A 15,311-nucleotide genomic window follows, 5' to 3' on the forward strand; every position below is an offset into this window, starting at 1 on the left:
AGCCGGGTAAACATCTTGTGCGCGTCGGTGGTACCCGTGTGCAACACGGTGCGGGCGTCAATGGTTCCGTACTTCACTAGATGGCCATAATCCCCCCTTGCCATCCCCAAATTCTCATCCTAGTCTCCCTCTGAGAAAACCTTTTCCCAAACCCGCAGCGCCCGTCGATCCCCCAATTCGACACGCCACAGGCCAGCAAGAGAAAACCTTTTCCCAAACCGAGGACCGACACCCGCAAAATGGCATCCGATACGTCGCCACCGCCCGCCAAACAACCCGTCACCCTGCGTCAGGTGGCGGCGATGGCTGGCGTCAGTGTGGCCACGGCGTCAAAAGCGCTGAACGGGCAGGGGCGGATGACGGCCGAGACGCGGCAGCGTATTCGCGAGACGGCGCAGCGGCTTGGCTTTCGCCCCAACAGCCTGGCGCAGAGCCTGCTGCGGCGGCGCTCCTTTACCGTCGGCCTGTTGACCAACGACACCTATGGCCGCTTTTCGCTGCCGGTCATGTCGGGCATTTCGGATGCGCTGGTCGATGCCGGCGTCTCGGTGTTCATGTGCAATGTCGAGGACGATCCGCGGCTGGCGCAGCTGCATGTCGAGGCGATGCTGGACAAGCGCATCGATGGCATCATCGCGAGCGGCAAGCGCATCGACCGCCATCTGCCGGTCGACCTCGCCAATCTCGGCGTGCCGGTGATCTACGCCTTCAGCCAGCCCGATCCCGGCGCCATCGCTTTTGTCTCGGACGACGCCGGCGGCGCGCGGCTGGCGGTCGAGCATTTTTGCCGGCTCGGGCGCCGCCGCATCGCCCATGTCAGCGGTCCCGCGAGCTTCGCCGTCGTGCATGAGCGGGCGCGGGCCTATCGCGAGGTGCTGACCGAGCATGGCCTGCCGGTTGCCGAGCCGCTGCTCGGCGCCTGGTCGGAAGCCTGGGGGCATGAGGCGGTCGGCAAACTTTTCGACGGCAGAGCGGGCAGGGCGGAGAAACCCGACGCCATCTTTTGCGGCAACGACCAGATCGCGCGCGGCGTCATCGATGCGCTGCGCGAGCGCGGCATCAGCGTGCCCGGCGATGTCGGTGTCATCGGCTTCGACAATTGGGAGATCGTGGCCGAGGCGACGCGGCCGCCGCTGACCTCGGTCGACATGAACCTGTCAACCCTTGGCCGCGAGGCCGGGCTGGCGCTGCTTTCGCTCGTCGGCGGCCAACCAGCCGCGCCGGGCATCCGAAAACTGCCGTGCCGGCTGGTGGTGCGTCAGTCATGCGGCCGTCCACCTGGCGGCTAGGAGAATGCACGGCGCGATCTGCGCCGCAATAGGGAGGAGAACAGAACCATGAGGAGGAGAACCATGAAGACCATGATTGCCGGGCTCGCGCTCGCCGCGAGCATCTTTGCTCTGCCCGCCTTTGCCGCCGACACGGCCAATATCTGGGTCCGCGCCGACGGCTCGAATTTCATGCCGCGCATCGTCGATGCCTTTAACAAGGCGCATGAGAACCAGATCAAGCTCGACATCATCCCCAATGCCGAGATCATTCCGAAATATGGCGCCGCGGCCGCCGGCGGCACCGCCCCCGACGCGCTATCGCTCGACCTGATCTACACGCCGGCCTTTTCCGCCGCCGGCCAGTTGGAAGACATCACCGACTGGGCGAAGTCGCTGCCCTATTTCGCCAGCCTGTCGCCGGCGCACGTCAAGACCGGCACCTACAAGGGCCGCATCTACGGCCTGCCGTTCTCGGCCGATAGCTCGGTGCTGATCTGGAACAAGAAGCTGTTCAAGCAGGCCGGGCTCGACCCTGAAAAGGGCCCGACCAACTGGGCCGAAATCGAAGCCGACGCCGAGAAGGTCAACGCGCTCGGAGGCGACATCAAGGGTTTCTACTTCTCCGGCAATTGCGGCGGCTGCAACATCTTCACCTTCACGCCGCTGGTCTGGGCCTCGGGCGGCGACATCCTCTCCGAGGACGGCTCCAAGGCGACGCTGGACAGCCCGCAACTGCGCGGCGCCATCGACCTGTACCGGTCGATGGTCAAGAAGGATCTGGTGCCGGCCGGCGCGCAAACCGATACCGGTTCCAACTTCTTTGCTGCCTTTGCCGCCGGCAATATCGGCATTTCGCCGTCCGGCGCCTTCGCCATCGGCGCCCTCAACACGCAGTATCCCAATGTCGATTACGGCGTCACCTTTCTGCCGGGCAAGGATGCCGGCTGGTCATCCTTCGCCGGCGGCGACAATTTCGTCGTCACCAAGGGCACCAAGAAGCTCGCCGTGGTGAAGGAGTTTCTCGACTTCGCGTATTCGCTGGAGGGCCAGACCATCCTGGCGAAATACGGCAGCCTGCCGGTGCGCGGCGACATCGCCAAGGAGGCGCTGAAGAATCTCGACCCGCGCTACCAGATCGCCGCCGAGGCGATGGCCAAGGGCCGCACGCCCTATTCGGTGGTGTTCAACGATTTGATCAACTCCGCCAACGGCCCGTGGACGCAAATGGTCAACGAGGTCTTTTTCGGCGACGATGTCGACGGTGCGATCGCGAACGCCCAGGAGACCATGCAGTCGATCATCGACCAGGCGCCGCAGAAATAAGGGCTGACGAGACGGCAGCGGTGGTGCAACGCCCTGCCGTCCGAGGTCCTGATCCGGCCGCCCGTCCGTCTCCCTGGACGGGCGGCCGGACATCGCATCTGTCCAGCTTGGGTTCCTCGCCCCCACGAAGTGGGGGAGAGGTGGCTCGGCGAAGCCGAGACGGAGAGGGGGCTGCGCCCTACGATCGCCCCCTCTCCGGCCGCTTCGCGGCCACCTCTCCCCCGCCTCTGGCGGGGGCGAGGAACCCAAGCTGAAATTCCCTCCCCACAAGGGGAGAGCAAAGCAAGAGCATCGCCTATGACCGCCATCGCAACCATCACCCCGCCACGTGCCAGAAAACTGGTCGGCGCCGGGCGCCGGCAGTGGATCGGCCTGCTCTATGTCGCGCCGGCCGTGGCGCTGGTGGTTGTCTTTTTCATCATCCCGCTCGGCATGACGGCGTGGATGTCGTTGCACAACTGGCCGCTGATGGGTGAGCACAGCTACATCGGCCTCGATAATTATTGGGCGATCCTGCGCGACACCAGGTTCTGGAACGCGCTGCGCTTCACCGGCCTCTACACGGTGGTGGTGACGATCGCGATCTTCGCCGTCGCCTTTCCGCTGGCGCTGTTCATCGAGCGTCCCCGGCGGCTCACCGGCTTCTACCGCACGTCCTTCTTCATGCCGGCTGTCATCGGCTTTGCTTCGGCCAGCCTGCTCTGGTCGTGGCTGCTCAATGTCGATTCCGGCCTGTTCAGCCCGGCCGCCTTCGACCTCGGCCTGACCGGGAAGAAATTCAACCTTCTGGCCACCTTCCAGCCGGCCTTCTGGTCGATCATTGCCATGGTCGTGTGGAAGGTGGCGGGCTTCACCATGATCATCCTGATGACCGGCCTGCAGTCGATCCCGACCGATCTGCAGGAGGCGGCGATGATCGATGGGGCAGGGCCGTTCGCGCGCTTTCGCGCCATCACGCTGCCGCTGATGCGCCGCACCCTGGCGCTGGCGCTGATCCTGTCGGTGGCGGGCTCCATCCTCGCCTTCGACCAGTTCTACATCATCCTGCGCGGCGGCCCGCGCAATCAGACGCTGACCGCCGTCTACTGGATCTTCAACCAGTCCTTCGTGTCGTTCAAGCTGGGCTATGGCGCCGCATTGTCGATGATCCTGCTCGCCATCCTGGTCGCGCTCAGCACGTTCCAGCTCTGGCTGCTGCGCAAGCCCGAGGGGGTCGACTGATGGCGCAGGCAAGAAGCCGCAACAGCCGCTTGCGCCTCGGCATCGCCGAGCACGCGACCGGCATGATCGCCTCGGTGCTGTTCCTGGCGCCAATCGTCTGGACGGTGCTGTCGGCCTTCAAGCCGTCGCAGGAGGCGCGCCTGCCGCCGCTGCCGCCCTGGCCGACCACCGGCTTCTCGGTCGAGAACTACGGCACGCTCAACACTTTCGGCGACGGGCTGTGGCTGCCGGCGCAAAACAGCATCTATGTCTCGGTCATGACGGTGGTGTTTTCCGTGATCGTCAGCGTGCTTGCCGGCTACGGCTTCTCGCGCTTCCGCTTTCCGTTCAAGGACCTGCTCTTTGTCGTCATCCTGTCGACGATCATGATCCCGTTCCAGTCGATCCTGACGCCGATCTTCCTGGTGCTGACCAAGGTCGGCCTGCACAACACGCTGACCGGGCTGGTCTTCGTCTATGTCACGCTGCAGCTGCCGTTCTCGATCTTCATGATGCGCAACGCCTTCGACGCGGTGCCGCGCGAGATCGAGGAGGCCGCCCGCATGGACGGCGCCAACAATCTCACCATGCTGCTGAAGGTGATGCTGCCTTTGGTCTGGCCCGGCATCGTCACCATCGCGCTGTTCGCCTTCCTCGGCGCCTGGAACGAGTTCCTGGCCGCCCTGGTGCTGATGACCGACCAGTCCAAGTTCACGCTGCCGATCATGATGACCGCACTTCAGTCCGGCCGCTTCGGCGCCATCGACTGGGGCGCCGTGCAGGCCGGCGTCACCGTGATGATGGTGCCTTGCCTCATCCTCTTCCTGTTGCTGCAGCGCTTCTACATACGCGGCCTGATGGCCGGCGCCGTGAAATGACCCGCAGTGAAATGACAATGACGAAATCGAACGGAGCCAGCCGATGACCGCACACAAATCCGCCGCCCGGAAGACCGGCAAACTGAGCCTCGCCTTCCGCCCGCTGCCGGTGCCGCAGGTCGACGTGCGCGGCTTCTGGGGCGACCGCGTCGATGCGGTGGCGTCGCGCACCGCCGACATCCTCTACGAGCGCTGCGTCGAAGCCCGCATGCTGGAGCAGATCGATCCGGACCGGCCGTCGCCCGGGCTCGTCATCCCCTTCCATTCGCCGTCGCCCGACGAGGCGGCCACGCCTGGCTTCACCGGCTCGACGGTGACGACGCAGATGTTCTGGGATTCCGACTGGGGCAAGACCATCGAGACCGCCGCCTATTCGCTCTACCGCCGCCGCAACGAGCGGCTGGAGAAAAACATCGACGCCGTCATCGACATGTACGAAAAGCTGCAGCAGCCCGACGGCTATCTGTCCTCCTGGTACCAGCGCATCCAGCCCGGCCTGCGCTGGACCAATCTGCGCGACTGCCACGAGCTCTACTGCGCCGGTCACCTGATCGAGGGCGCGGTCGCCTATTTCCAGGCCACCGGCAAGCGCAAGCTGCTCGACATCCTATGCCGCTATGCCGACCATATTGCCGACAGGTTCGGGCCGGAGCCCGGCAAGCAGAAGGGCTATTGCGGCCATGAGGAGATCGAGCTGGCGCTGGTCAAGCTGGCGCGGGCGACTGGCGAGCAGAAATATATGGACCTGGCGAAATACTTCATCGACCAGCGCGGCCAGCAGCCGCACTACTTCGACGAGGAGGCGCGCGCCCGCGGCGCCGACCCGAAGGCCTATCATTTCAAGACCTACGAATACAATCAGTCGCACAGGCCGGTGCGCGAGCAGGACAAGGTCGTCGGTCATGCGGTCAGGGCGATGTACCTCTATTCCGGCATGGCCGACATCGCCACGGAATATGGTGACGATACGCTACGGGTAGCACTCGACCGGCTCTGGGACGATCTCACCACCAAAAGCCTCTACGTCACCGGCGGCCTCGGCCCCTCGGCCCACAATGAAGGTTTTACCAGCGACTATGACCTGCCCAACGAGACCGCCTATGCCGAAACCTGCGCCTCGGTAGGGCTGGTGTTCTGGGCCAGCCGCATGCTCGGCATGGGTCCCAACGCCCGCTACGCCGACATGATGGAGCGCGCGCTTTACAACGGCTCGATCTCCGGCCTGTCGCTCGACGGCTCGCTGTTCTTCTACGAAAACCCGCTGGAAAGCCGGGGCAAGCACAATCGCTGGAAATGGCACCGCTGCCCCTGCTGCCCGCCCAATATCGGCCGCATGGTGGCGTCGATCGGCAGCTATTTCTACAGCCTGGCCGACGATGCGCTGGCTGTCCACCTCTATGGCGACTCGACGGCGCGTTTCGACATCGCGGGCACGCCGGTCAGCCTCGTCCAGACCAGCAATTATCCCTGGGATGGCGCGGTCTCGATCCGGGTCGAGCCGGATGCCCCCGTGGAGTTCACGCTGCATCTGCGCGTGCCGTCCTGGTGCCGTAAGGCGACGCTGAAGGTCAACAGTGCGCCTGTCGACCTCGATGCCGCGTCGAACGATGGCTACGCAGCGATCCGGCGCGAGTGGCAAAACGGCGACCGCGTCGAACTCGACCTCGACATGTCGATCTCGCGCCTGTTCGCCAATCCGCAGGTGCGCCAGGATATCGGCCGTGTCGCGCTGTCGCGCGGCCCGCTGATCTATTGCGTTGAGGAAACAGACAATCCTGGCCAACTGCACCGCATCAGCTTGCCGCGCACGGCCAGGATAGAAGCACACCCGGAACCGAACCTGCTCGGCGGCGTCGTCACGCTTTCGGCCACGGTCGACCGCGAGGCGGCGGAAGGTTGGGAGAACGGTCTCTATAGAAGCGAGCCGCCGGCCCAGGAGGAGATCAGGCTCACGGCGGTTCCCTACTATGCCTGGGACAATCGTGACCCCGGCGAGATGGTGGTATGGCTGCGGGACGGGTGAGTTACAAACTCACAAACGCCGTCAGCGGCAGGTGATCGGACGCAACCCGCGACAGCGGTGTGTCGTGGGCTTCCACGGACGACACCATGCCGTGCCGGTTGGCCATGATGCGGTCGAGCGCCAGCACCGGCAGGCCTGAGGGAAAAGTCGGTACGGCCGGCGGCGTGGCAAAGGTTGTGTGCAGCGTCTTCAGCGCCGAGCGGTTGCCCAGTCGCCATTCGTTGAGGTCGCCGAGCAGCAGGGTCGGCCGTTCATCCTGGCTGCTCATAATGTCGAGCACGACGCGGGCCTGCTCGGAGCGCGAGCGGCGCAACAGGCCGAGATGCGCGGCAATGACCCGCAGCGTGCGGGTTTCGTCGAGGTCGATCTCGGCCACCAGCGCGCCGCGTGGCTCCAGGCCCGGCAGCTTGATCTGGTGGACGTCGCGCACCGTGCCGCGCTTGAACAAAAGCACATTGCCGCGCCAGCCATGGCCCTTGCCGTTTCCCGAAACCGGCACCGGCACCAGCCCGGTTTCGTGTTCGATCCGGGCAAGGTCGAGCAGCCCGGCGCGGTCGCCGAAGCGGTTGTCGGCTTCCTGCAAAGCAATGACGTCGGGGCCGATCTCGCGAATGACGCGCGCTGTCCGCTCGGGGTCGAACCTGCGGTCGGTGCCGATGCATTTGTGGACATTGTAGGAAGCGACCACCATCTGGGCGCCGTCGACGCGCTTGCGCGGCGTCGCGTTCGCCTTGCGCGCTTTCCTGCCGCGGATCGACAGGAGCACGGTCTCAGGAAGGCTGCGTCCGTTTATGTCCATGGGCCTGCGTTCAATCTGTCCTGATTCCTTGTTTAATGCATATCGTTCTCTCAAAACCGGGACCACTTTTGAGCGATATGCATTAGAGATAGGGCGATCCCAGCCATAGCAACCGGTCAAAGACACGGATGACAAATGGCCGCGCTTTCAGCGTTGCGAGTGTGACGGGTTTGGCCGATGCGATTGCCGCTCCGATGCGCGCTTCGATCTCGGCGGCAAAACCTGCATCCAGCACCTCCAGGTCGATCTCGAAATTCAACCTGAGCGACCGGGCGTCGAGGTTGGAGGAGCCGACATAGGCCCAGACGCCATCGACTGACAGCAGCTTCGAATGGTCGAATGACCCTTCGTGGCGCCACACCCGGCAATAATGCTTCAACACCTGGTCGTATTGTGCCGTCATGGCGCGGCCGACCAGGAAGAGATTGTTGACCGCCGGCACGACGATGTCGATTTCGACGCCGCGCCGCGCCGCCGTGGTCAGCGCGCTGATGAATTCCCGGTCCGGCAGGAAATAGGGCGACATGATGCGGATCGATTTGCGGGCGACCGAAAATGCCCCCATCAGCAATTTGTGGTTGGTTTCGATGCTGGAATCCGGCCCCGACGCCACGGCTCGCACCAGGATTGGCTGACCGGGAGGCGGCAAGGGTTTTTCGACCTGCCAGACCGCGTCCTTCAGGGCTTCGTTGCCGGCAAAGCGCCAGTCTTCGGCGGCAACCGCAAACAGGTCGGCCACGACCGGTCCGGTGACCTGAAAATGCGTATCCGCCGAGGTGTCGGCGCCAGCGAATTCGGCCGAGAATCCCTTGCGGATGTTCATGCCCCCCGTGAATGCCACCGCGCCGTCGACGATCAGGATTTTTCTGTGGGTTCTCAAATTCGCATAAGGAAGTCTCAGGCCCATGACGATGTTGCCGTTGAAGAGATCGACGGTGACGCCGGCTTCCCGCAGAATCGCGAGGATGCTGGGCACTGAATAGCGCACGCCGACGGCATCGATCAGCACGCGTACGGTGACGCCGCGCCGGACCGCGCCGGCCAGCGATTCGACGAAACGCTGCCCGATTTCGTCATTGTCGAAGATGTAGGTCTCGAGCAGGACGCTGCGCTGTGCGCCGTCGATCGCCTTGCGCATGGCCGCGTAGGCGTCGTCGCCCGTCCTCAGCATGGCGATTGCGTTGCCCGAAAGCAGGCCACGCCGCGCCACCCTGTCGCCCAAGGTCTTCAGGCCGGCAAAGCGCTGACCGAATTCGGCTGAGATGAGCGCTTCGAGCGCAATGTCGCGATCATGTTTGGCTGTCTCGGCTTCACCGGCGACGGGCCGCATGGCGCTGATCGTGGCGCGGCGGATGCGGTTGATGCCGGCAATGGCATAGATGATGGCGCCAAGGAACGGCGACAAGATCATCACGCCCACCCAGCCGGTGGCGGCGCGGACGTCTTCCTTGGTCATGATGGCGTGGACGATGCCGATAGCGGCCATCAGCATCGGAATGATCACGAGGATCAGAGGCCAGTAGGTCACAAAAGTCTGCCACATCGGCAGGACTATCGAGCCAGCGGCGGCAGAAGGCAATGCAAGGGACTAACTAGGACTGACGCGCTCGCCTCAGTCCTTCGCCCGCTCCACATAGGAGCCGTCGGCCGTCATCACCACCACGCGGGTGCCGGGGGCGATGTGCGGGGGAACTGCGGTGCGCACACCATTGGACAGCACCGCCGGCTTGTAGGACGACGATGCCGTCTGGCCCTTGGTCGTCGGCTCGGTCTCGACCACTTCGAAGGTGGCGCGCTGCGGCAGCACCAGGGCAATCGCGATGCCGTTGAACTGCGATATCTGCACCGCCATGCCTTCGAGCAGGTAGGGCGCCATGTCACCGACCACGCTTTCCGATACCGCGACCTGGTCGTAGCTCTCCGGATTCATGAAGTGATAGCCTTCGCCATCGGCGTAGAGGAAGGTGTGCTCGCGGTCCTCGACATAGGCGCGCTCGACCTGTTCGGTGGTGCGGTAACGCTCCGAAACCTTCACCCCGTCGGAGATGCGGCGCATGTCGAGCTGGGTGACCGGCGTGCCCTTGCCAGGGTGGATGTTTTCGGCAAAGAGGATCACGTAAAGCTTGCCGTCCTTGTCGACGACGTTGCCTTTACGCAGGGAACTGGCGATGACCTTCACCACGGTTTTCAATCCTAGACTTCGTTGGCCTGAAACGATTGTTCGGCGCAAATCGGCTGCGAGAGCCGTCGCCGTAGCGCATCTTGGCGCGAACCGCCAGCCCTGTCAGCAATTCCGTTGCCCGGCAAAGCCATGACCGAGGCCTCACCCTGGTGGACGCCGGACGTTCACGCCGACCGCCGGCCGCGGCTGGTCGCGCGCAACGGTATTGCGGCTGCCATGCGCAACTGGTTCGGCGAGCGCGATTTCATCGAGGTCGAGACGGCGGCTCTACAGATCTCGCCCGGCAATGAGGCGCATCTTTCAGCCTTCGCCACCGAGGCGATCGGTTCTGATGGCGAGCGCCGGCGGCTTTATCTACACACCTCGCCGGAATTCGCTTGCAAGAAGCTGCTCGCCGCCGGCGAAAGGCGCATCTTCAGCCTGGGAGCGGTCTGGCGCAATCGCGAGCGCGGTCCCTTGCACCATCCCGAATTCACCATGCTCGAATGGTACCGGGTCGGCGAAACCTATGAGAGCCTGATGGAGGATTGCGGTGCACTGCTGGCGCTGGCGGCCGAGCGGGCGGGAAACAAGCGCTTCAGCTTTCGCGGCCGCGAGGCCGATCCGTTTGCTGAGCCCGAGCGGCTGAGCGTGGCGGACGCCTTCCAACGCCATGCCGGCATCGACCTGCTCGCCACGGTGGCCGCCGATGGTACCACCGACCGCGAGGCGCTCCATGAGGCGCTGGTGAGGGCTGGCCTGCGCACCGCCGAGGATGACAACTGGGCCGATTTGTTCAGCCGCGTGATGGTCGAAAAGGTCGAACCGGTATTGGGGCAGGGGCGCGCCACCATTCTCTATGGTTATCCGATCTCGGAGGCAGCACTTGCCCGGCCGAGCGCCGATGACCCGCGCGTCGCCGAACGCTTTGAGCTCTATTGCTGCGGCGTCGAGCTCGCCAACGCTTTCGGTGAACTCACCGACGCGGCCGAGCAGCGCCGGCGCTTCGCCGCCGAGATGGACGAGAAAGAGCGCGTCTATGGCGAGCGCTATCCGCTCGACGAGGATTTTCTCGCCGCGCTTGCACTCATGCCGCAAGCCAGCGGCTCGGCGCTCGGCTTCGACCGGCTGGTAATGCTGGCGACGGGCGCGGCCCGGATCGACGACGTGATCTGGACGCCGGTGGCCTGAGGGCGGGCGAGGGCCGGCTATCCGCCCTTGCGCGGCTGCTTCTGGCTGCGCCGCGCGCCAGTAGATTGGCGGTGGAAAGCGGGACTATCGGAACCCCACAGTTCGTTGTGAAATGATGCCGATCATGCCCGGTAGGATTCCATGCGCCATAAATTAAATCAACTTGATTTTCTAAAGTGGTATTCTATGATTATGGAGCCCGGTAACAAGACATATGACATCCAGAAAAGCCATCTCCGGCACCAATCTCGAACAGGCCAAGTCGCACAACAGGCGCGTGGTGATCGAGGCGATCCGAACCAACGGCGCCCTGTCGCGGGCGTCGATCGCGCGGTTGACGGCGCTGTCGTCGCAGACCATTTCCAACATCGTCGAGGAGCTTGAGCGGACCGAATTGCTGCGCCCGGAGGCGACGCTGAAGGGCGCGCGCGGCCAGCCGGCGGTGCCCTATTCGATCAATCCCGATGGCGGCTATTCGATCGGCCTGCAGCTTGACCATCAGCTTGCCGTCGGCGTCGTCACCGATCTCTCCGGCACGACGCGCGCGCGCGTCGAAAGACCGGTCGACCGGCCGACGCCTGCCGAGGCCATGCCATTGCTGGCGGCCATCGCCGCCGAACTGATCGCCACCTCGCGACTGGACCGGACACGGCTGCTCGGCATCGGCATGAGCATGCCCGGTCCGTTCGGCGTCGAGGGCCTGACCTCTGTCGGCCCGACGGCGCTGCCGGGCTGGCACGATTTTCCGGTGGCCGAAGAATTGCAGCGGCTGACCGGCATTCCGGTGATGGTCGAAAACGACGCCACTGCCGCGGCCATCGGCGAACGCCTCTACGGCGTTGCCAAGAACCTCGACAGTTTCGTCTATCTGTTCATCGGTACCGGTCTCGGCGCCGGGCTGTTCCTCAACGGCCATCTCTACAAGGGCAGCCGGCACAATGCCGGCGAGATCGGCCACATCATCGTGCGGCCGGGCGGCCTTGCCTGTGGTTGCGGCAAGCGCGGCTGCCTGGAGCGCTATATATCGCTGCGTGCCGCCTACGAGGCGCTCGATTTGCCCGACCCCGATCATGCTTCGCCCGAACTGCTCGAGGAATTGCTGGCCAAGGGCGACAGCCGCCTCGACGCCTGGATCACGGACGCCGTCGAGCCGCTGCGCCAGGCGATCGATGTGCTGGAACTGGCGCTCGACCCCGAAACCGTGGTGCTCGGCGGCTTCATGCCGCTGCCGGTGATCGAGGCGCTGGCCAGCCGGCTGGAGCCGCTTCACCTCTCCGTCAGCGCGACCAGCGCCCGCGCCACGCCGCGCGTGCTCGTGGGTGCGGCCGGCAAGGACACGTCTGTCCTCGGTGCCGCCGCCTTGCCGATTTTTTCGGAAACCAACCCGCAATTCGACGTGCTGCAGAAACCGTTCGGCTAAGGTCTTATGGCGGTTCGATCGATCATAAGATTTCCCAATCCGCTCCTGCGTGCTGTCGCGGAGCCAATACGGGTGTTCGACGGTGAATTGTCGAGCCTGGCGGACGACCTCATCGACACCATGCACGCGGCGCCCGGTATCGGCATCACCGGCCCGCATATCGGCATTTTGAAACGCCTGGTCGTGATCCAGCTGCCTGATGCGCCAAAGCCGGGAATCTATGTCAATCCGTCTGTCATCCAGGCCTCGCCAGAAATGATCCGTCATACCGAAGGCAGTGTTTCGATGCCCGGCGTCACCGAAGAGATCGAGCGACACGCAAGCGTGCGTATTCGCTATCAGGATCTCGACGGCAATGAGCGTTTCGAGGATGCCGATGGACTGTTGGCGGTCTGCCACCAGCACGAGATCGATCAGCTCGACGGCATCTTCTGGACGCAAAAGCTGTCGCGCCTGAAGCGCGACCGCCTGATCAAGCGCTACGACAAGCGGATGAGAGCTTCCTGAGCTGACGTCCGGCGCTAGGACAACCCGTAAAGAACCGGCATCAGCCCGGCGAGCGCACTGAACCGCTCCCATGATTTTCGCTCCGGCGTGGTCCAGCCGGTTTCGGCAAGGGCTGAAAGACGGGGGAAGACCAGCCGGTCGAAGACGGCACGGTCGGTCATCGGCTCCGACCAGATGCAGCACTGCACGCCGAGGAAATGCATCTTCTGTGCTTCGCTCCAGCCTCCGACGGGATTGAAGCCGTAAAGCTTTTCGGGCGACGACCAGCCGGCCCAAGCGGCACCCGGTTCCGACCATTCCTGGCTGTTGGCCATGTCGAGGTAGTACACCTGTCCCGGATTGACGACGATGTCGTAGCCTTCGCCAGCCAGTGCCGCGCAAACCTCAACGTTGCGCCAGCCATTGAGGTAGCACTTCGTCTTGTCGATGACATTGCCATGCGCAGCTTCCTCCCAACCGCCGGTGATGCAGCCTCGCGATGCCAGGAAGGTCTGGATGCGCTTGAGGAACTGGGCTTGCAGCACCGCTGCGCCCGAGCCATCGATCTCGTCGGCGCCATGCGTGTTGGTCACCACGCCGAGCCGCTTGGCGTGCGACTGCGCCAGCGCCTCGCCGCCGAGTTCGCCAAGTCGTTTCAACGCCTGCGGCGAGCCCGACCACGCACCGATCGGCACTTCGTCGGCGCCGACATGGATCGCCTTGAACGGGAACAGCTCGATCATCTCGTCGAAGATCGTTTCGAGCACTTGATATGTTTCCTCGCGCGCCGGGTTGAGGCAGTTGTTGGGAAACCCTTGCACGGAAAAATACTCGCCGTGTTCGCCGGGGTCGCGCAGCTCCGGCAAAGCCTTGAGCATGGCGTAGCAATGGCCGGGCACATCGATCTCAGGCACCACTTCTATGCCGAACCGGCCGGCCAGCGTGACGATCTCGCGGATCACCGCCTTGGTGTAGTAGCCGCCGGTCTTGCCGGGGCCCGATCCCAGCAGCGAAGGGATCGGCAGACCATGGCCGCGCCAGGCACCGATGCTGGTGAGTTGCGGATAGGCCGATATTTCGACCCGCCAGGCCTCGTCGTCGGACAGATGCCAATGGAAGCGGTTGAGCTTGTTCCAGGCGAAAATGGCAAGGAATTGCTCGATCTCGGCCGAGGCGTAGAATTGACGTGCCGTATCGAGATGGCAGCCGCGCCAACCCATCGACGGCTCGTCGCGGATTTCTCCCTGCGCGGGGAAGACAAAGGTTGCTGGATGCTGCCTGGCGCCACGCAAGATCTGGCCGAGCGTGATCAGCGCGTAGAGGAAGCCCGTGCGTGTCGACGCGGAAACCGTCGCCGCATCGGCCGTGAAATCAATTGCGTAGGCTTCGGGCCCAAAGCCCTCCTTGCGGGAGAGAAGGACAGGAAAGCCGCCTTCCGCCGCCGGGCGCACAAGACCTTCGACCGGAAACAGCCTGGCGCTCAGCTCGGCGAAAGCGGCTGTCGCGGCCTTGGCTTCTTCGCCATCATGCCTCGGGTCGACGCCGGCCGGCACGGGCAGGGCGCCGGACACCTCAACCTGGCGCGGCCAGGGGATTACTGAGATCGGAACGGGCGCCACTGCCGGCACCGGATAGGGCTCGGCGCCGCGCTTCAGCGGGGCGTTGTCGCCTTTGGCCTTGGTCGGCTCGACGGAAAGGCGCTGGACGCTGCCGTCGGCCAGCACGACGTACGCGCCGGTCGCGCCGTCCGTCCAGTGGCGCAACGGGTAGCTCAGGCCCCGCGCGGTCAATGTCCAGGCCGCACCTGGTTCGAGCACGAAGCCGGCGGGCGGCGCGAATTCGGCGTGGTTCGATAGCCGCTCGACCAGCGTTGCGCCTTCGACGGCCGCTGCAGGGTCGATCCGTGCCGGGCCGCTGATGCAGAGCCGGAAATTCTTGAGCGCCTGCTTCGAGGCGTTCGTGAGTTTCAGCGAATAGGCCAGCGCCTGGTTGTCGGATGCGGGCGTCCAAAAACTCTCCAGCCGCAGGGCAAGTCTCTCGGTCATGGCAATCTCATGTGTAAGCGTGAAAGGTCAGTCGGCCGACTTCAAGAGGCCGGCATAAATGCCGGGCTCCGAATTGGGGATTTGCGTCGCGCCGACGGTGCGTTCGTAGAATTCGGACGGACCGACATCGCCGATAATGGCGTAGGCGTAGCCCATGGTTTTGAGATCGAGCAGAGAGGCCAGCAGCAGCGCATGGCCGATGCCCTGGCCGCGCACCGCCTCGTCGACGCCGGTGGGGCCAAAAAAACCGCGGGCGATCGATTCATGGCAGGCAAAGCCGACCAGCTTTTGGTCGTGGGTCGCCAGAAAACAGGTCGGCGGCTGGCGCATCATCGAAACAGCCGTCTCGCCGGCCCAGCCGGAACTGAACTTGCGTCGGACCCAGTCGGTGACCAACTCGTATTCCGGGGCGAGCGCGCGTCGGATGATGACGCCGCCCTTGGCCACGCGCGCGTCGAGGGGGGGGTCAGGTCCAAGCAAGGAGAGGTTGACCAGATAGTCCATCTTGAAATCC

General features: G+C 64.3%; 13 protein-coding genes. 8 read left to right on the top strand and 5 right to left on the bottom strand.

Annotated elements, in window-relative coordinates; genetic code table 11:
• The first annotated feature begins 239 nt into the window (after window positions 1–239).
• The 5 genes from AC1DYC_RS03050 to AC1DYC_RS03070 all read left to right on the top strand — a co-directional run bounded on the left by AC1DYC_RS03050 (window position 240) and on the right by AC1DYC_RS03070 (window position 6,695).
• The gene (locus AC1DYC_RS03050) at window positions 240–1,289 is read left to right on the top strand and encodes a LacI family DNA-binding transcriptional regulator (RefSeq protein WP_477403865.1); all 1,050 of its coding nucleotides are present in this window, start codon (window positions 240–242) and stop codon (window positions 1,287–1,289) included.
• A gap of 63 nt (window positions 1,290–1,352) precedes the next feature.
• On the top strand, window positions 1,353–2,594 hold the full coding sequence (locus tag AC1DYC_RS03055) for an ABC transporter substrate-binding protein (protein ID WP_477403867.1): 1,242 nt from the start codon (window positions 1,353–1,355) through the stop codon (window positions 2,592–2,594).
• A 297-nt stretch (window positions 2,595–2,891) separates the two neighbouring features.
• Complete coding sequence (locus AC1DYC_RS03060; RefSeq protein ID WP_477403869.1) at window positions 2,892–3,815, top strand: carbohydrate ABC transporter permease; 924 nt, start codon at window positions 2,892–2,894, stop codon at window positions 3,813–3,815.
• Window positions 3,815–4,672 carry a carbohydrate ABC transporter permease gene (locus AC1DYC_RS03065; RefSeq protein WP_477304557.1) on the top strand — a complete coding sequence of 286 codons (858 nt, stop codon included), beginning with the start codon at window positions 3,815–3,817 and terminating at the stop codon, window positions 4,670–4,672. The genes AC1DYC_RS03060 and AC1DYC_RS03065 overlap by 1 nt, the downstream gene beginning before the upstream one ends.
• Window positions 4,673–4,715: 43 nt before the next feature.
• A complete protein-coding gene (locus AC1DYC_RS03070; RefSeq protein ID WP_477403871.1) occupies window positions 4,716–6,695 on the top strand; it encodes a glycoside hydrolase family 127 protein in 1,980 nt (659 codons plus the stop codon).
• Between the two features lies 1 nt (window position 6,696).
• Here AC1DYC_RS03070 and AC1DYC_RS03075 read toward each other — a convergent pair whose 3' ends face one another.
• The 3 genes from AC1DYC_RS03075 to efp all read right to left on the bottom strand — a co-directional run bounded on the left by AC1DYC_RS03075 (window position 6,697) and on the right by efp (window position 9,676).
• Window positions 6,697–7,494, bottom strand: coding sequence for an endonuclease/exonuclease/phosphatase family protein (locus AC1DYC_RS03075; protein WP_477304553.1), 798 nt, complete (start codon window positions 7,492–7,494; stop codon window positions 6,697–6,699).
• 82 nt (window positions 7,495–7,576) lie between these two features.
• A complete protein-coding gene (locus AC1DYC_RS03080; protein WP_477403873.1) occupies window positions 7,577–9,037 on the bottom strand; it encodes a phospholipase D-like domain-containing protein in 1,461 nt (486 codons plus the stop codon).
• 69 nt (window positions 9,038–9,106) lie between these two features.
• Window positions 9,107–9,676 carry an elongation factor P gene (gene efp, locus AC1DYC_RS03085; RefSeq protein WP_142866998.1) on the bottom strand — a complete coding sequence of 190 codons (570 nt, stop codon included), beginning with the start codon at window positions 9,674–9,676 and terminating at the stop codon, window positions 9,107–9,109.
• A 129-nt stretch (window positions 9,677–9,805) separates the two neighbouring features.
• Between efp and epmA the strand changes: the two genes are divergently transcribed.
• The 3 genes from epmA (at window position 9,806) to AC1DYC_RS03100 (ending at window position 12,773) form a co-directional block, all read left to right on the top strand.
• Complete coding sequence (gene epmA, locus AC1DYC_RS03090) at window positions 9,806–10,846, top strand: EF-P lysine aminoacylase EpmA (RefSeq protein WP_477403875.1); 1,041 nt, start codon at window positions 9,806–9,808, stop codon at window positions 10,844–10,846.
• A 214-nt stretch (window positions 10,847–11,060) separates the two neighbouring features.
• Complete coding sequence (locus AC1DYC_RS03095) at window positions 11,061–12,266, top strand: ROK family transcriptional regulator (protein ID WP_477403877.1); 1,206 nt, start codon at window positions 11,061–11,063, stop codon at window positions 12,264–12,266.
• Window positions 12,267–12,272: 6 nt separating this feature from the next.
• Complete coding sequence (locus AC1DYC_RS03100) at window positions 12,273–12,773, top strand: peptide deformylase (protein ID WP_477403879.1); 501 nt, start codon at window positions 12,273–12,275, stop codon at window positions 12,771–12,773.
• A gap of 14 nt (window positions 12,774–12,787) precedes the next feature.
• On the opposite strand, the gene AC1DYC_RS03105 is transcribed toward AC1DYC_RS03100, so the two are convergent.
• Window positions 12,788–14,797: a beta-N-acetylhexosaminidase gene (locus AC1DYC_RS03105; protein WP_477403881.1), complete on the bottom strand. Its 2,010-nt coding sequence runs from the start codon at window positions 14,795–14,797 to the stop codon at window positions 12,788–12,790.
• 27 nt (window positions 14,798–14,824) lie between these two features.
• Entirely contained in the window at window positions 14,825–15,301 is a 477-nt protein-coding gene (locus tag AC1DYC_RS03110) for a GNAT family N-acetyltransferase (RefSeq protein WP_477403883.1), read from the bottom strand.
• Window positions 15,302–15,311: the final 10 nt, after the last annotated feature.

The sequence above is a fragment of the Mesorhizobium sp. P2_E7 genome, assembly GCF_056403855.1.